Origin of the sequence: Sphingomonas montana, from assembly GCF_001956315.1 — a bacterium.
Classification (GTDB): domain Bacteria; phylum Pseudomonadota; class Alphaproteobacteria; order Sphingomonadales; family Sphingomonadaceae; genus Sphingomonas_R; species Sphingomonas_R montana.
In genome coordinates this window covers 107502-124150 of sequence record NZ_MOLY01000037.1, presented here as the reverse complement: position 1 = coordinate 124150, position 16649 = coordinate 107502, and the positions used below count along the sequence as shown (strand labels likewise).

Genomic DNA, 16649 nt, shown 5'->3' with positions numbered 1-16649 from the left:
CCGGCGGAGGCCGGGGCCTGGGTTAAACGGTTTCACCTGCGCCCCACCCTTCGCCGGGGACCTGACGGTTGCTAGGCCCCGTCGGTGCTCCAGTCGCCGAGGCCGGTGTCGCGGCGTTCCGGCAGCGTGCGCACGCGGGCCGACGTCCGGCGGACGAGGCGGAGCGTCGGCCAGTCGCCGGTGTCGATCCGTTCGGCGAGGCGGAGGCCCTGCCGGCGGTAAGCGGCGATGACGCGGTCGGCCTGCGTGTTGAGCAGGCCCGCGAGGATCAGCGAGCCGCCGGGCTGCAACGCGGCGGACAGCGTCGGGGCGAGCGCGATGAGCGGGCCGGCGAGGATGTTGGCGATCAGCAGATCATAGGGCGCGCGGCGGACGAGCGTCGCGTCGGCGAGGCCGGGGGCGGTGACGAGCGCGACCTGGCCGCGTCCGGTGCCGGTGGGAATTGCGTTCAGCGCGGCATTCTCGGCGGTGACGTCGATCGAGATCGGGTCGATATCCGATGCGATCACCGCAGCGCGCGGCCAGACGGCGCGCGCGGCGAAGGCGAGCAGGCCGGTGCCGGTGCCGACGTCGGCGATCGCGCGGAAGCGGTGGCCGCGGGTCTTGAGCCCATCGATCATGTGGAGGCAGCCGGTCGTCGTCTCATGATGGCCGGTGCCGAATGCGCGGCCCGCCTCGATATGGAAGGCGACGACTTCGTTCGGTACGGCCGCGGCATGGGCGGCGGTGTGGACGAAGAAGCGGCCGGCGCGGATCGGTTCGAGGAACGCCTGGCTGAGCGTGACCCAGTCGGCGTCCTCGATCCGGTCGAGTTCATAGTCGACGCCGTCGGCGCTCGGCACCAGCGCGCGAACCATGGCGATGGCGTCCGGCGACGGCTTGCCTTCGAAATAGGCTTCAAGCAGCCAGTCGTCCTCGCGCGCCGGGTCCGGCTCGCTGGTCATCAGCGTGGGGGGCGGATCGAGGTCCGCCAGCGCGCCGATATCCTCGGCGACGGCTTCCGCCTCCGCCTTGGTGCAGGGCAGGACGAGCTTCCAGCTCTCCGAGGCCTGCGATGCGGTCCAGTCGGGCAGGTCAGCGGACATAGCTGGCTCCGTTGATGTCGAGCACCGCGCCGGTCATCGACGGCGGCGCTTCGAGCGCGAGGAAGCGGACGGTGGTCGCGACCTCGTCCGGCATGGCGACGCGGCCGAGCGGGATGTCGGCCAGCAGTGCGTCGCCGCCGCGGCTGGCGAGATAGTCGTCGGCCATGCCGGTCATCGTAAAGCCGGGGCAGACGGCGAAGGCCAGCACGCCGGCGCGCGCGTGGCCGCGGGCGATCGACTTGGTCATGGCGACCATGCCGGCCTTCGACGCGGCATAATGCCAGTGGGCGGGGCTGTCCCCGCGATAGGCGGCGCGGCTGGCGACGTTGACGATGCGGCCGCCCTCCGGACGGGTGCCGAAATGCAGCACGGCGCGGCGGCAGAGTTCGGCCGATGCGGTCAGGTTGACCTGCATCGTGCGGTTCCACGCGTCGGACCAATCGGCATCGGACATCGCGACGGGTGCCGCCTCGAAGATGCCGGCATTGTTGATGAGTATGTCGATCCGGCCGTCGAGCCGATCGAGCGCCATGTTCCAGAGCGCGGTGGGGCCAGCGGCGGTCGAGAGGTCGGCGGCGATGCGATCGGGGCCGGGCGTGGTGGCGTGGCCGACGATGCGGACATCGTCTTCGGCGAACGCGGCGACGATGGCGGCACCGATCCCGCGGCTGGTGCCGGTGGCGAGGATGTTGAGGGTCATGGCCGGGGGATAGGCGATGGGACGGCGTGGTTCCAGCCCCGTCCCGCTACTCCGACATTATCATGTCGTCACTCCGGACTTGATCCGCGGTCCGGCCTCCACCTGTATTCAAAGAAGCGGGATCCCGGATCGAGCCGGGGATGACGGCGAGGCTTGCAGGGCTTGTCCGATCCGGGGGGGCAGAAATGGTAGGAGGCCCTCACCCACCCCGCTCCCGCGAAGGCGGAGAGGGGTTCAGCAGCAGATCGCTAGATCAGCGGCACGCCGAACAGGTCATGGTCGTCGGCGTCCTCGATTTCGACGCGGACGATGTCGCCCTGGGCGAGGTGGCCGGCATCGCGGAGGTGGACCTCGCCGTCGATTTCGGGCGCGTCGGCCTTGGAGCGGCCGGTGGCGCCGCCGTCCTCGGCATCGACCGCGTCGATGATGACGTCGAGCGTGCGGCCGATCTTGCGCTGGAGTTTCGCAGCGGAGATTAGCGCGGTATGTTCCATGATGCGGGCGTAGCGTTCCTCCTTGACCTCTTCCGGCACCGCGCCGGGCAGGTCGTTGGCGGCGGCCCCGGCGACCGGTTCGAAGCGGAACGCGCCGACGCGGTCGAGCTGCGCCTCGGTCAGCCAGTCGAGCAGATAGTGGAACTCCGCCTCGGTCTCCCCCGGGAAGCCCACGACGAACGAGGAGCGGACCGCGATATCGGGGCAGATGCTTCGCCAGTTGGCCAGCCGCTCCAAGACCTTGGCTTCGTTGGCGGGGCGCTTCATCGCCTTCAGAACGTTGGGCGCGGCATGCTGGAACGGGATGTCGAGATAGGGGAGCACGAGGCCGTCCGCCATCAGCGGGATGACACGGTCGACATGCGGATAGGGGTAGACATAGTGGAGCCGGACCCAGGCGCCGAGCTTACCGAGTTCACGGGCGAGATCGGTCATGTGCGCGCGGACGGGGGCGCCCTTCCACGGCCATTCGGCGTGGCGCAGGTCGAGGCCATAGGCCGACGTATCCTGGCTGATGACGAGCAGTTCGCGCGTGCCGGCGGCGACGAGCTTTTCCGCCTCGCGCAGGATCGCGTCGGGGCGGCGGCTGACCAGATCGCCGCGGATCGCGGGGATGATGCAGAAGGCGCAGCGGTGGTTGCAGCCTTCCGAGATCTTCAGATAGCTGTAGTGCCGCGGCGTGAGCTTCAGGTCGCGTTCGGGCACGAGGTTGAGGAAGGCGGACGGCGGCATGGGGGCGGCGTCGTAGACCGCGCCGACGACCTGCTCATATGCCTGCGCGCCGGTGATCGCCAGGATGCCCGGGAAGCGCGCACGGATCGTCTCCGCCTCGCGACCCATGCAGCCGGTGACGATGACGCGGCCGTTTTCGGCCATCGCCTCACCGATCGCATCGAGCGACTCCTCCTTGGCGGAGTCGAGAAAGCCGCAGGTGTTGACCAGCACGACGTCCGCGCCGGCATAGTCGGGCGACATGGCATAGCCGTCGGCGCGCAGCTTGGTGAGGATGCGTTCGCTGTCCACGAGGTTCTTCGGACAGCCGAGCGAGACCATGCCGATCTTCGGCGGGGAGGGGAGGATGGTTGCCATGGGAGCGCGGCAGATAGTCGATGTAGCGGGGATTTGCGAGGGGGCGGTTGGGAACGGCCGGACGGCGTTGCGCGCGGCTTCAGATCTCCTCGGTAAAACGCTCCACGATGACTTCGAACCACCGGATGGCATTCCAGCGCCGACGGTCGGTGACCACGGTTTCGTCGGACACCATCGTCACCTGATATTCGCGTCCGGCCGTGTCGACGAACGTGGTGGCGGGCGCGTCCCACTGGCAACAGGAGCGCTTGAGGCGGGTCAGGCCGACCGACTTTACCAGCCGATCCTCGGCCGCCGCGGCATGACGCCCGGCAATCCGGTATGTAGCGCGCAACGGCTTGCCCTGCAGATCGGGACGCGCAGTGCATCGCACGAATACGAGCCCGGTCGGTTTTTTCCCGGCTTCCGCCAGGAGATCGCCACAACCGTTACGAGCCGCCGGAGCCGCCTCTGCCGGCGGCGTGCGCCGCGGCGCCGGATCGGCGGGTGGCCGCGCGAATGCGGCGCAACTCAGGAAACCCAGCACCGCCAGGACAGGATATGAACGTGTCATTTGTGGACCACCAGCGACCCGATGCGCTTGCCGGACGTGCCGGCCACGCGGTGCGAAATGAGGTAGGTGTACAGGGCGGTCCACCGGCCGAGTTCATGCACGGTCACACACCCATCGGAGAGATGACCGACATGGACATAGCGGGTGCTGTTGACGCCGGATGCGTTCAGACCGATCGGGAACCACACATCGTTGCCGACCATGCCGGGGGTCGCCTGCGCATAGCCGGCGGTCGATGTCTTCGCGTGCGAATAGTCCGGGGTCAGGATCGCATGGGTGCCCGGCGGGATCGGCGTGAAAGCCTGGTCCCACACGCTGTTCAATGTGACGGTCGCCGTCTGCCCGTTGAAGGCGAGCCGTGCCCATTGCTGCGTCAGCTTGCCCTTGAACGCCGAATTCTCCTCGACCGGAACGCCGGTATAGGTGACGACGAGCTTGGCGGCAGCGCCGGGGCCGACCTTCGATAGATAGGACGCGGCGTTCGCCGTGGACAACGACGCTTCCTGGCCGACCGCGATGTAGCCGTCGCGGATGGTAAAGTACGTCCGGCCGGCGGCCTCGCGCACTATGGCGACTTCGGTATATTCGCACAGCGCGGCACGCCCGCCGCCCTTGGTGAGGCGGACCGAAAGCCAGCCGAGGTCGTCGGCGCGGCGCGTGTAGCGGGTCTCCATGCCGTGAGCCTAAGGCAAGCCCGCCCGACCGGCAATATCGTCCGTTCGTCAGGCCCGCTTCACCACTTCCACCACGATATCGCCCGCCTGCAGCGCGGCGGTGGCGGGGTCGCCGAAACAGATTGCCTGGCCACCGCGGTAGATGCGCAGGCCGATGCCGGTGGTGATGGCGGTCAGCGGATGGCCGACTTCGCCGGCGGTGACGGCGCGTTCCTTGAGTGCCACCTGCCCGTCATGTGCGGCAAGGTCGGTCATATAGTCGGCAATGTGCGGACCGCGGGTGGAGCCGGCGAGCAGCAGGCCGGCGAAGCTGGCCGGGTTGATGACGACGTTCGCACCGGCCTGACGGGCCAGCGGTTCATTGTCGTCCGCGCGGATGATGACGCTGATCGGTACGTCGGGCGCGAGGCGGCGGGCGGTGAGGACGACCAGGATGGCGGTATCGTCCCGCCCCGCCGCGACGATCAGGCATTCGGCCTGTTCGATCCGCGCCGCTTCGAGCACGGCGTTGCGGGTGGCGTCGCCCTCCAGCGTGGTGGCGCCCATGTCGACCGCGCAGGCGAGTGCGGCGGCGTCTTCGTCCACCACGACGATCCGGGCGGGGTCCAGCCCGCGGACGATGAGTTCGCGCACCGCCTCCATCCCCGAATCATTGAAGCCCGCGACGACGACATGATCGTGCAGCGTGCGCTGGATGCCCCGCATTCGGTATCGCTCCCATGTGCGTTTCAGGACGAAGTCGTAGGCCGTGCCGAGGAAGATGAGCCAGACGAACAGCCGGATCGGCGTGACGATGAACGTATCGAACAGCCGCGCCTGATCGGTGACCGGCACGATATCGCCGAACCCGACCGTCGTCACGGTGACCGTGGTGAAATACAGCACGTCGACGAAGCTGATCTTCCCGTCGACATTGTCGCGCAGGCCGTCTCGGTCGAACCAGTGCCCCGCCAGCGCGATGCCGATCAGGACGAGCGCCAGCGCGACGCGGAGCAGCAGCGATACCCACGGACGCAGTTGCGGGCGTTGCCGCATGGCCAGATGTCCGGCCGGGCGGGGGGTGGCGCGCGGGATCATCCGTTCACCGGCGGGCCGGAAGCTGGCCGAGCGGGTTCACCGGGCGGCGGCCCTGGCGGATCTCGAAATGCAGCTGCGGTTCGCGCGCCGACCCGGTTTCGCCGGCGCGCGCGATGATCTGGCCGCGTTTCACCGCCTGGCCACGGGTGACGAGCAACTGTTCGGCGTGGCCGTAGGTGGTGATCCAGCCGCCGCCATGCTTGATAAGGATGAGCCCGCCATAGACCGCGATGTCGGACCCGACATAGGCGATGACACCGTCCGCCGACGCCAGGATCGGCGTGCCCGCCCGCGCCCCGATGTTGATCCCTTCGTTGATGCGGCCCTGACCTTGCGGGCCGAAGCGGGTGAGAATCGGCCCGCTGAGCGGCCAGTCGAACCGGCCCGTGAAGCGCGCCGGCGAACGGACCGGCACGTTGGGCGGGACGGCGGTGCGCGCGGTGCGCACCGGTGCGGCGGGCCGGGCATTGGCGGCGAGCGCGGGTTCGGCGCCGGTGATGAGATCGTCGATATCCAGCCGGAACGCGGCGGCGCGCTGTTCCAGCGTCATGGCGCGGACTTCGGTACGGCTGGGGATCAGCAGCCGCTGGTCGAGCCGTAGCACATAGGGTGCGGCCAGACCGTTCAGCGCGATCACGCGGCCCCACGCGATGCCGTAGGCGCGGGCGATGGCGATGCCCGTCTCCCCCGTGCGGACGCGGTGATACCGGCCGCCGGGAATGTCGAGCGTCTGACCGACCTGCACGACGAACGGCGGCGGCAGGGCGTTGGCGCGGGCGATCGCATCGGCCCCCGCACCGGTGCGTTCCGCGATGCGGCTGAGCGAATCACCGCTTACCACGGTGTAGCGGCTGGCGGGGATATCGACCGCGTCGGGCACGACCTTGCGCGCGGTCCAGGCGGGCGGCGGCTTGGCGACCTGGGGCGGGGTCCTGGCCTTCTCGCCGAGCGGGTCGGTGCGGATCGGGGCGTCCGTATCCGGGTTGCCGGTCCGGTCCGTTCCGGCAGGCATGGGGTCGCGCGGCGGATCGAGAAAGCCCGGCGGGTCGGCGCGGCCGGACGGGATGCATGCGGCGAGCGCCAGAGCAAGCGGCAGGGGTGCAAGACGGCGCATGCGGCCGTCCTAGCCGATGTGGGATGTGGTGCAACTGCCTGGGGGGCTTCGCCGAACGCGCCGGGCACGTCATCCCAGCGGACGCTGGGATCCAGTATCACTACGGTTTGGGTATAATCTGCCGGCGGAGTGATAATGGATCCTGACTTTGGTCAGGATGACGGGGGCGGGGTTCCGCGAAGCCGCGACACGCGTCAGTACAGCGCCCTTAGCGCATCGAGCGAGGGGCCATGGGTCAGATCGAGGTGGAGCGGGGTGACCGCGACATAGCCGTCCTCGATCGCCTCCAGATCGGTGGCGTGCGCGGGGGTGTGGACTGTGGGGCCGAGGCCGAACCAGTAATAGGGGAAGCCGCGCGGATCGGTGCCGCGGACGAGCGTGCCGCGGCCATAGTCGCGTATCCCCTGCGACACGACGCGGACGCCCTTGACTGCCGCGGCGGGGAGCGCAGGGAAGTTCACGTTGACGAGCGTGCCCGGCACGAACGGCCGGTCGATCAGCGGGCGCAGCACGCGTTCGCCCCATTCGATCGCGGCCTCGAACGGGATGGCGTCGCCCTTCGCCTCCCGCGCATAGACCTGGCTCAGCGCGATCGAGCGGACGCCGGCCAGCGCCCCCTCCATCGCGGCGGACACGGTGCCGGAATAGGTCACGTCCTCACCCAGGTTCGCGCCGCGGTTGACGCCGGAGAGGATGAGGTCGGGCTTGCCGTCCGGCGACAGTTCGAGCAGCGCCACCATCACGCTGTCCGTCGGCGTGCCGGTGACCGACCAGCGCCGGTCGCCATGCTTGCGGATACGGACCGGGCGCGAGAGGGTGAGCGAATGGCCGGCGCCCGACTGTTCTTCCGACGGGGCGACGACGAAGATATCGTCGGAGAATTTGCGCGCTATGCCTTCCAGGACCTTCAACCCGCGCGCATCAATGCCGTCGTCGTTGGTCAGCAGGATGCGCATCAGGCGGGGTCCAGTCGGTCCAGCTTCGCATAGGGGCGCAGCACGTCCGGCACGATCACCGAGCCGTCCGGCTGCTGGTAGTTTTCCAGTACCGCGACGAGCGTCCGCCCGACCGCGAGGCCCGAACCGTTGAGGGTGTGGACGAAGCGCGTGCCCTTCGCATCGGCCGTCGGCCGGTAGCGCGCGGCCATGCGGCGCGCCTGGAAATCGCCGCACCAGGAACAGCTGGAGATTTCGCGATAGCGGTCCTGGCCGGGCAGCCAGACCTCCAGATCATAGGTGCGGGTGGCGGCGAACCCCATGTCGCCGGCGCAGAGCAGCATGCGGCGATAAGGCAGGTCCAGGCCCTCCAGGATCGATTCCGCGGCCGCGGTCATGCGTTCCAGTTCGGCCGGGCCATGTTCGGCGGCGACGACCGACACCATTTCGACCTTTTCGAACTGGTGCTGACGGATCAGCCCGCGCGTATCACGACCGGCGGCGCCCGCCTCCGACCGGAAGCAGGGCGTGAGCGCGGTGAAGCGCAGCGGCAGCGCGGCCTCGTCCAGGATGTGGTCGCGCACCAGATTGGTCAGGCTGACCTCCGCGGTGGGAATCAGCCAGCGGTCGTCCGTGGTGCGGAACAGGTCGTCCGAGAATTTCGGCAGCTGGCCGGTGCCGAACAGCGCATCCGACCGGACGAGCAGCGGCGGCGCGACCTCGGTATAGCCGTTCGCCTCGGTCTGGCGATCGAGCATATACTGGCCGAGCGCGCGGTTGAGCCGGGCCATCTGCCCGCGCAGCACGGCGAACCGGGCACCGGACATGGCGGCGGCCGCCTCGAAATCCAGCCCGAGCGCAGGGGCGAAATCGGGATGTTCGCGCGGGTTCTCGATCGCGCGGGGGGTGCCCCAGCGCTTGATCTCGACATTGTCGTCCTCGTCCGCGCCGTCCGGCACGTCGGTGGCGGGCAGGTTGGGGATGGCCGCGAGCCGGGTTTCGAGGTCGGCGCCGATCGCCGCGGCCTCCGCCTCCATTTCCGGCATGCGCCGTTTCAGCGTGGCGACCTCTTCCATCAGCGCGGCGGCAGTAACGTCGTCGCGCTGGGCCTTGGCGGCGCCGATCGCCTTCGACGCCTCGTTCCGGCGGGTCTGCGCGCCCTGCAGCGCGGTCTGCAGCTGGCGGCGGTCGGTATCGAGCGCGGCAAGGGCGGCGGCCTGCGGTTCCAGGCCGCGGCGGGCAAGACCGGCGTCGAAGGCGGCGGGATCGTCCCGGATCAGGCGAATGTCATGCATTGCCCGCCTATGCCGGGGGGGCGGGCCGCCGGCAAGCCTGTCCGATCCCGTCCGGTCGCAACGCCAATGCACGGCTCGTCGTCGGTACGGCGCGTCTTGTCCGAGTCCGTAACGATTTTGCTTGGAACGGGGACCATGATCGCCAGTTTGGAAGGCGAGGGAGAACGAAATCATGAAGTCCATCATCATTCTCGCGGGTCTCGCAACGCTGGCAGGCGGCGCCCAGGCGCAGACGACCGCACAGACGACGGCACCCGCCACCGCCGCGCCATCGGCCGCGACATCCGTGAAGGCGGGCGCAACCGTGACCGATGTTGCCGGCGGCACCGTCGGCACCATCAAGTCGGTCGAAGGCGATCTGGCGGTGCTGTCGACCGGCACGGTCGAGGTGCGACTGCCATTGTCGTCCTTTGCCGCCGGTGCGAACGGCCCGGTGATCGGGCTGACCAAGGCGCAGGTCGAGGCCGCAGCATCGGGTGCGACCGCGGAACGACAGGCCAAGCTGGCCGCGCAGATCACGGCGGGGACGACCGTGATGGACACATCCGGCGGGACGGTCGGAAAGATCGAGTCCGTGGACGGCGAGTTCGCGACGGTCGCGACGACCAAGAACAAAGTGAAGTTGCCGATCAGTTCGTTCGCGGCCGGGGCCAGCGGCCCGGTCATCGGCATGACCGCCGCCGAACTCGACACGGCGGCCGCTAAGGCCGCACCGGCGGCAACGCCCGCCGCGGACGCCAAGCCATCGGGCAATTGATCGGTTAGGCTGCGCGGCTTCGACCTGTCTGGGGTCGGAGCCGGAACGTTTGCGGGCCGATCGAGTGCTTGAAGATGTTCGAGCTATTTAGCCGGATGTGGCAAAGTCCACGGTAGTCGCGTTCACCGACAAACCCTTCGGAGCAATCCGGGGGGTTTTTTGCGGTGTAGTCGGCGAGGATCGGCGGTCAGCTTGTGAAGCTGACGTCGTCGCGATGTCCGACTTTATGTGAGCAACCTGGGGTTTAGATACCGACTGCGTGGGCGTGGGGGACCAGTGTCACACACGGTAGCGATCCCGCTAACCCAGCCCTTACGCCCGCTTCTGTCGGATGGTTGTCGGGCCTGGGGTCAGGCAGCGGCCTTGCGCTTTCCGATCTGACGGCGGGCGACCAGCGCGGCGGCGGCGGCCCCGAACAGCAGGACCATCGGCGGTGCCGGCACCGGGGTCGGATCGCCGGGCGTGGTGAGCGGCGTACCGCCCGACGACGTGGACGTGGAAGACGACGTCGAACTGGAGGTCGAGGACGTGCTCGACTGGTTCTGGTTCTGGTTCTGGTTCTGGTTCTGGTTCTGGTTCTGGTTCTGGTTTTGCGACTGGTTCTGGTTGTTCGTCTGGTTATTGTTATTGTTCTGTGTCACATTGTTGTTGTTCGCGTTGCCGCCGTTATTGGCGCTGTTGGTGTTCGTGTTGCTGTTGTTGACGTCGACCACAACCGGGCCACCTGTCGATGTCGAGGAGGACACGGCGCCGCCGGTCGACGTGGTCGAACTGACCGTGCCGCCGGACGTGGAGCTGATGTCGCCGCCGGAGGTCGAGCTGATGCCGTTCGACGAACTGGTGGTGGACGAAATGGAGTATGCGCCGCTGCTGCTGCCCCCGCCCGATCCGCCGCCGAAGAAACCACCGAAGAAACCGCCGCCGCCGAAGCCGCTCGATCCGCCGAGGACGACCGGGAAGGCCCCGCCGCCGGCACCCACCACGGGGCCTTCGGCGAAGGCGGGTGCGGGCAGATAGGGTGCAGCGGCCGGCGTCGCGACGACCGTCGTCGTCCCCGGCACGCAGGTGGTGGTGGTGACGGTGCGGCGAACCCGGCTGGCAGTGCGGACCGGGCGATGGACCTTGCGGGCCGCGACGCGCTGGACCTGCTTGCCCTTCGCGTAATGGACACGGGCCGGGCGCTCAGCGACATGCACCGCGCCGCCGCCGATCACGGCACCCCCACATGCGCAGGCGCAGAGTTTCGCCAAAGCCATCTTTACCGACATCGTTGTGTCTTTCCGTTCTGTTCCATCGCCGGAGTCCTAGCGATCACGCCATGACCCGGGATCGTCCCACCGGTGATAGACGATGAAATGCAGAATAATTTCCTAACCGCAAACTTGTTAACCGTCTTTTGATTGGCGGAACAGCTGGATTTCACGTCGCGCGCTGGGCGTGGACGGCGACCGTCCCACAGCGGGACGAAAGATCTTTGCAACCGGAGGGCGACCATTCGGGATCGTCCGCGCGAATCGATGCGGGTTTGCGGCCGATCCGGAAATGCTGCGAAAGCATGACAATCCGCGGTTTCCCAGCATGTTGCTTCATGGCTCGGTCTGCTTGTGCCTGCCACCCGCGGGCGATATAGGCCCGCCCCGGATGCCCTGCCGATCATCGGATCGTGGCGGTGCGAGGAGAGCGGAAACCATGATGGCGACGGCGGCAACGGAGGCTGCGGACGCGGGCGATCTGGCGCAGGACGTTTCCCGTCCCGACTACAGACCGTCGTCCGACGAAGAATTCATGAACCCGGCGCAGCAACGCTATTTCCGGCGCAAGCTGCTCGACTGGAAGGACGCGATCCTGAAGGAATCGCAGGGGACGCTGGCCCAGTTGCAGACCGATACGCTGCGCGAGGCGGATTCGACCGATCGTGCGTCCAGCGAAACCGACTGGTCGATCGAACTGCGCACCCGCGATCGCCAGCGCAAGCTGATTTCCAAGATCGAGGCGGCACTGCGCCGGATCGATGCGGGAGAATATGGCTATTGCGACGTCACGGGCGAACCGATCTCGCTGGCCCGGCTGGAGGCGCGGCCGATCGCAACGATGACGGTCGAGGCGCAGGAACGCCACGAACGCAACGAAAAGGTTTCGCGGGAGGAATGACTTAACGCGATTAATGCTTTCGCCGAACCTGTCGTTCTATTCCAAGCCAGCCGGCACTGCGGCGGGGACAGGGCAGGAGCGACAAGGTGGACGATCGTTTCGCTATCGCGCGGAATCAGGACGAAGTGGCAGGCGCGCAGGAACGCATCCACGCCAAGGACGGCATGTTCCTAGAGGCGACGGCCGTACGGCTCGGCGAGCCAGTGGCCATGCTTCGCGTGCGAAACCTGTCCGCCGGGGGCATGATGGCCGAAACCGGGCAGTCGTTCGCGGTCGGCGAGCGTTTGACAATGGAACTGCGCAGCATCGGCATCGTCGATGCGCGTGTCGCATGGATCAGGCCGGGACAGGTCGGCATTGCGTTCGACCGGCCGGTCGATCCACGGCACGTCCGCAGGATACATGCGACCAGCATGGATACCGCGTCGGAACCGGCGGACGCGTCGACAGCCGAGAACGATCCGCCGACGACAGCCGGAACATGATTCACGTATGAACGCGAACGATCGGGCCGCCGCAGGAAACGATTGTCCGGCCGGCGACCCGGGGCGGCGGTCAGTCGTCCGACAGGGCTTCCTTGATCCGCAATTTCTGTTTCTTCAGGCGGGCGAGCAGCGTTTCGTCCGGCGCGGGCCGGGTGCGTTCCGCGTGGATGCGCGCATCCAGCCCCGCATGCTTGGCGATCAACGCCGAGGAATGTCCGGTCTCCATCGAGAGGGTCTCCTTTTCAAGCCATCAGAAGCGACGCATTAGATCATCGATCGGGCACGCTGTCAGGCCCGTTAAGCACGATTATAGACGGGCCGCAGGCCAGAGCGCGACCAGTCGAGCCAGGCGTTCCATACAGCTTGAGCGGCGCTCGTTTCGTCCCTATTCCGGGAGCGTGGCAGCGCGGGTCGGGAACATTTGGCATGGATGAGCTGACGCGGCGGATCGAACAGATGCGGATCGCGCATCGCGACCTGGACGACGCGATCGCGGCGCTGAACGCGGCGACGGTGCGGGACGAGTTGCAGTTGGCCCGGTTGAAGCGGCGCAAGCTGCGGCTGCGCGACGAGATCGCGCAGGCAGAGGACATGCTGGTCCCAGACATCATCGCCTGACCACCCCTGTGGCCGGACATGCGGTTCGTCGCACGCGGCGGCGTTAAGCATGTTTAGCCGGTTCCCGCGCCGCGGCGGACGTGCCATCGATCAAGGGAACGCGTGATGGAGAGACGGCGGTGGGGGACGACGACCGAAACGGTCTGACCGGGCGACTGATCAATGCGCTGCATACCGAGGCGCTGATCCTTGCGGATGAAGCGCGTGGATATTTCGACGCGCAGGGGCGGGCGGAGCGCGACATGCTGTCGCCGCGCGACCGGGTGCTGTTCTCGTGCGAATCGCTGAAGGTCACGACGCGGCTGATGCATGTCGTGGCGTGGCTGTTGACCCGGCGTACGGGGGGCGTGCGTGACATGTCGGGCCTGCCGCGGCGACCGCTGGGCGATGCGGTCATCAGCGAAGCCGGTGCGATCGCGCCGCTGCCGGTTGTCGCGCAGCAGCTGATCGTGGCCAGCCGCGACCTGCACGATCGGGTGCGACGCCTGGAAACCGGCATGGCGCTGGGGACGACCGGCGCCGACGGACCGGCGCGGACGCTGATCCGGCGGCTGGAGCGCGCCTGGTAGCGGTGCGGGGCGCGATCTACCGCGGCGTCAGTTCAGTCCCGCGCGGATCCGCAGATTGGCGATCGCGGTCGCATATTCGTTCGTGAGGCGGGCCACCATCGCGCTGGTCGGTTCAACGGCGCGGACAGCGCCGATGCCCTGGCCGGACCCCCAGATGTCGCGCCAGGCCTTGGTCTTGCCGGCGCCGGTGCCGAAATCCATCGTCTTGAGGTCGCCTTCGGGCAGTGCGTCGGGATCCAGTCCGGCCGCCACGATCGAGGCGCGCAGATAATTGCCGTGCACCCCGGTGAACAGGTTGGAATAGACGATGTCGGCCGCGCGACCGTCGACGATGCCCTGCTTGTACGCCGCGTCGGCATTGGCCTCCGTCGCGGCGATGAACAATGATCCGATATAGGCGAGGTCCGCGCCCATCGCCTGCGCGGCCAGCACCGACGCGCCGTTGGCGATCGCGCCCGACAGGATCAGCGGGCCGTCGAACCAGTCGCGAATCTCGCGCACCAGCGCGAAGGGCGACAGCGTGCCGGCATGGCCGCCTGCACCGGCCGCGACCGCGATCAGGCCGTCTGCGCCCTTTTCCACCGCCTTGCGCGCGAAGCGGTCGTCGATGACGTCGTGCAGCGTGATGCCGCCCCAGCTATGGACCGCATCGTTCAGGTCCGCCCGCGCGCCGAGCGAGGTGATGACGATCGGCACCTTCCACTTCGCACAGACCGTGAGGTCCGTTTCCAGCCGGTCGTTGGAGCGATGGACGATCTGGTTGACCGCGAACGGCGCGGCGGGGCTGTCGGGATGGTCGCGGTCGTGCTGCGCCAGTTCCGCGGTGATGCGGGCGAGCCATTCGTCGAGGACGCCGGCGGGCCGGGCGTTCAGCGCCGGGAAGGCACCGACGATGCCGGCCTTGCACTGCGCGATCACCAGATCGGGCGTCGAGATGATGAACAGCGGCGATGCGATGACGGGCAGTCGCAGCCGATCGAAGAGAGGAGGGAGGCTCATGGAGACGGACGATATCGGAACGCGCGCGGGAGGCAAGCGATGCTTTACGTTTGCGTAAAGGGGTCGGCGCGCTGGACGGTTTGAACGGAGTGGTTACCTCGGTCGTCATTCCAGCGTCCGCTGAGATGACGTTGGAGGGGCTGGGTTTTCTACTTTTCCACTGCAGGTTTGCGGCGGTGTTTCACCTGGGCTCCAGCCTGCGCCGGGGTATGGCTCGGCCCACTACTCCGGTGTTGCGGTGGGTGCGGCGGCGGCGGTGATCCAGCCGAGCGCGGGGAGGCCGATGCGGCGGTCGCCGCGCATGTCGGTATGGATCGCAAGCAGCCCCTGTGTCTGGAGATAGGCGAGCAGGCGACGGACGCGGCCGAGCGAGTGGGTGCCGTAGACCGCGGCGATTTCCGCATCGTCGGGGCAGGGCGCGCCGTCGAGCGCAGCGCGGGCGAGGAGCAGGTAGATGCCCTGCATCCCTTCTTCCAACCCGCGGGCGATTTCGGCGGCGGGGGCGAAGCGCGCATCGTCGGCGAGGCCGCCGGTCAGGCCGGCGCGCGCCATCGACAGGCGGCTGCGGAAGCGGGCGAGGTCGTGCCCGGTGTCGGCGAGGCCGTGCATCCGGCAGCGGACGCCGAAATCCTGGAACAGCACGGCCGGCGAGCGGTAGGCGCTGTCCGGTTCGGCGACGATCTCGCCCAGCACGGTAGCGATGATCCGTTCGCGCTCGGTGGCGCTGACTTGGGGTTTGTCCAGCAGCGAGGACATTGGCAGCGGGCGGGCGATCTCGCGGATCAGGTCGTCCGCAGAGGCCGGCGGCGGCGACGGCGGTATCGGCGGGGCGGCACGCGGTTCGACCGGGGCGGCGGCGAACAGCAGCATCTGCGCATCTTCGCCGGTGGGGGCGGCTGGCATGTCGAGCAGCTTGGGGCTGGAGGTGCGGGCGGAGGTTTCGACCGGCCCGATGCGGATCGACAGCGGGCGGCGGCAGAGCGCGGGGCCAAGCGCCAGGAACTGCCCGCGTTCGAGGTCGCGGATCTGTTCGGCCTGGCGGCGTTCCATGCCGAGCAGATCGGCGGCGCGCGCCATGTCGATGTCGAGGAAGGTGCGGCCCATGAGGAAATTCGACGCCTCGGCCGCGACGTTCTTGGCAAGCTTCGCCAGGCGCTGCGTCGCGATGACGCCGGCCAGGCCACGCTTACGGCCGCGGCACATCAGGTTGGTCATCGCACCGAGCGAGGCGCGGCGGGCGTCGTCGGCGACCTCGCCGGCGACCGCGGGGGCGAAGAGCTGCGCCTCGTCGACCACCACCAGCGCGGGGTACCAATGCTCGCGCGGCGCATCGAACAGCGCCATCAGGAACGCGGCGGCGCAGCGCATCTGGGCCTCGGCATCGAGCCCTTCGAGGCTCAAGACGGCGGAGACGCGGTGTTCGCGGATGCGCGCGGCGATGCGGCGGATTTCGGCCTCGCTATAGTCCGCACCCTCGACCACCGAATGGCCGTAGCGGTCGGACAGCGTGACGAAATCGCTCTCCGGATCGACGACGATCTGCTGGACCCAGGGGGCGGCGCCTTCGAGCAGGCGGCGGAGGAGGTGCGATTTGCCCGAGCCGCTGTTCCCCTGCACCAGCAGGCGGGTGGCGAGCAGTTCCTCCAGCTCCATCAGCGCCGGGGCGCCGCCGGCACCGGTGCCCATGTCGATGGTAACGGTCATCCGGGTGTCTTTGCGGCGCGGGCGGTGAGTCGGCAAGCCGCTTGATGATCGTCGGAGCCGCTTCATGATCGTTGACAGCGACCCCTAAGCCGGGCCAATCCGACGGGGCTGGCCGGGGGCGACTCCGGGTGGCCGCGCGGGAGAGTGCGGGTCGGGAAACCGGGCCGCCGCCGAAGGAGCAACCGCCCCGGAATCTCTCAGGCATACGGGACCGCGCGGACACATCTTCAGCACTCTGGAAAGAGTCCCCTGACGGGGGCCGCCGAAGGGGTAAGTCCTGGCCGCCTGGCGGTCGTGACGAAAGCTCTCAGGTTCCGTGACAGAGGGGGCGACGGGTGTGGGCAGCGATG

At 68.3% G+C, this 16649-nt stretch carries 18 protein-coding genes and 2 riboswitches; of the genes, 5 read left to right on the top strand and 13 right to left on the bottom strand.

Features of this window, described 5'->3' with window-relative positions:
• Nucleotides 1-71 precede the first annotated feature (71 nt).
• The 9 genes from BKY59_RS11030 to serS form a co-directional block, all read right to left on the bottom strand.
• Entirely contained in the window at nucleotides 72-1085 is a 1014-nt protein-coding gene (locus tag BKY59_RS11030) for a 50S ribosomal protein L11 methyltransferase (RefSeq protein WP_076071458.1), read from the bottom strand.
• Entirely contained in the window at nucleotides 1075-1785 is a 711-nt protein-coding gene (locus tag BKY59_RS11025; RefSeq protein WP_076071456.1) for an SDR family NAD(P)-dependent oxidoreductase, read from the bottom strand. Before BKY59_RS11025 ends, BKY59_RS11030 begins: the two co-directional genes overlap by 11 nt.
• A gap of 248 nt (nucleotides 1786-2033) precedes the next feature.
• Nucleotides 2034-3368 carry a 30S ribosomal protein S12 methylthiotransferase RimO gene (rimO, locus tag BKY59_RS11020; protein ID WP_076071455.1) on the bottom strand — a complete coding sequence of 445 codons (1335 nt, stop codon included), beginning with the start codon at nucleotides 3366-3368 and terminating at the stop codon, nucleotides 2034-2036.
• A gap of 79 nt (nucleotides 3369-3447) precedes the next feature.
• Entirely contained in the window at nucleotides 3448-3894 is a 447-nt protein-coding gene (locus BKY59_RS11015; RefSeq protein WP_165374836.1) for a DUF4952 domain-containing protein, read from the bottom strand.
• Nucleotides 3895-3917: 23 nt separating this feature from the next.
• Nucleotides 3918-4595, bottom strand: coding sequence for a hypothetical protein (locus BKY59_RS11010; protein WP_076071453.1), 678 nt, complete (start codon nucleotides 4593-4595; stop codon nucleotides 3918-3920).
• 48 nt (nucleotides 4596-4643) lie between these two features.
• Entirely contained in the window at nucleotides 4644-5672 is a 1029-nt protein-coding gene (locus BKY59_RS11005; protein WP_420822092.1) for a potassium channel family protein, read from the bottom strand.
• A 4-nt stretch (nucleotides 5673-5676) separates the two neighbouring features.
• The gene (locus tag BKY59_RS11000; protein ID WP_076071451.1) at nucleotides 5677-6786 is read right to left on the bottom strand and encodes a M23 family metallopeptidase; all 1110 of its coding nucleotides are present in this window, start codon (nucleotides 6784-6786) and stop codon (nucleotides 5677-5679) included.
• A gap of 194 nt (nucleotides 6787-6980) precedes the next feature.
• Nucleotides 6981-7742 carry a 5'/3'-nucleotidase SurE gene (gene surE, locus BKY59_RS10995; protein WP_076071450.1) on the bottom strand — a complete coding sequence of 254 codons (762 nt, stop codon included), beginning with the start codon at nucleotides 7740-7742 and terminating at the stop codon, nucleotides 6981-6983.
• Nucleotides 7742-9016, bottom strand: a complete 1275-nt coding sequence (serS, locus tag BKY59_RS10990) for a serine--tRNA ligase (RefSeq protein WP_076071448.1) — start codon at nucleotides 9014-9016, stop codon at nucleotides 7742-7744. The genes surE and serS overlap by 1 nt, the downstream gene beginning before the upstream one ends.
• Before the next feature lie 172 nt (nucleotides 9017-9188).
• Between serS and BKY59_RS10985 the strand changes: the two genes are divergently transcribed.
• Nucleotides 9189-9773 (top strand): hypothetical protein, encoded by a 585-nt coding sequence (locus BKY59_RS10985; protein WP_076071446.1) that lies wholly within the window; start codon nucleotides 9189-9191, stop codon nucleotides 9771-9773.
• A gap of 350 nt (nucleotides 9774-10123) precedes the next feature.
• Here the strand turns inward: BKY59_RS10985 and BKY59_RS17735 are convergent, their stop codons facing one another.
• Nucleotides 10124-11029 carry a hypothetical protein gene (locus tag BKY59_RS17735; RefSeq protein WP_076071444.1) on the bottom strand — a complete coding sequence of 302 codons (906 nt, stop codon included), beginning with the start codon at nucleotides 11027-11029 and terminating at the stop codon, nucleotides 10124-10126.
• A 436-nt stretch (nucleotides 11030-11465) separates the two neighbouring features.
• Here BKY59_RS17735 and dksA point away from each other — a divergent pair, with 436 nt between their 5' ends.
• Together dksA and BKY59_RS10970 are read left to right on the top strand one after the other, a co-directional pair.
• Nucleotides 11466-11924, top strand: a complete 459-nt coding sequence (gene dksA, locus BKY59_RS10975; RefSeq protein WP_076071544.1) for an RNA polymerase-binding protein DksA — start codon at nucleotides 11466-11468, stop codon at nucleotides 11922-11924.
• 86 nt (nucleotides 11925-12010) lie between these two features.
• Nucleotides 12011-12409, top strand: coding sequence for a PilZ domain-containing protein (locus tag BKY59_RS10970; protein ID WP_076071443.1), 399 nt, complete (start codon nucleotides 12011-12013; stop codon nucleotides 12407-12409).
• 70 nt (nucleotides 12410-12479) lie between these two features.
• Here the strand turns inward: BKY59_RS10970 and BKY59_RS10965 are convergent, their stop codons facing one another.
• Nucleotides 12480-12635: a YdcH family protein gene (locus BKY59_RS10965; RefSeq protein ID WP_076071441.1), complete on the bottom strand. Its 156-nt coding sequence runs from the start codon at nucleotides 12633-12635 to the stop codon at nucleotides 12480-12482.
• Between the two features lie 200 nt (nucleotides 12636-12835).
• Here BKY59_RS10965 and BKY59_RS10960 point away from each other — a divergent pair, with 200 nt between their 5' ends.
• Nucleotides 12836-13027, top strand: coding sequence for a YdcH family protein (locus BKY59_RS10960; protein ID WP_076071439.1), 192 nt, complete (start codon nucleotides 12836-12838; stop codon nucleotides 13025-13027).
• Between the two features lie 119 nt (nucleotides 13028-13146).
• A complete protein-coding gene (locus BKY59_RS10955; protein ID WP_076071437.1) occupies nucleotides 13147-13596 on the top strand; it encodes a DUF1465 family protein in 450 nt (149 codons plus the stop codon).
• 27 nt (nucleotides 13597-13623) lie between these two features.
• On the opposite strand, the gene BKY59_RS10950 is transcribed toward BKY59_RS10955, so the two are convergent.
• Nucleotides 13624-14595: an NAD(P)H-dependent flavin oxidoreductase gene (locus BKY59_RS10950; protein WP_076071435.1), complete on the bottom strand. Its 972-nt coding sequence runs from the start codon at nucleotides 14593-14595 to the stop codon at nucleotides 13624-13626.
• Between the two features lie 222 nt (nucleotides 14596-14817).
• The gene (locus tag BKY59_RS10945; protein ID WP_076071433.1) at nucleotides 14818-16299 is read right to left on the bottom strand and encodes a helicase HerA domain-containing protein; all 1482 of its coding nucleotides are present in this window, start codon (nucleotides 16297-16299) and stop codon (nucleotides 14818-14820) included.
• A gap of 127 nt (nucleotides 16300-16426) precedes the next feature.
• Nucleotides 16427-16523: riboswitch (glycine riboswitch) on the top strand.
• A 1-nt stretch (nucleotide 16524) separates the two neighbouring features.
• Nucleotides 16525-16632: riboswitch (glycine riboswitch) on the top strand.
• Nucleotides 16633-16649 lie beyond the last annotated feature (17 nt).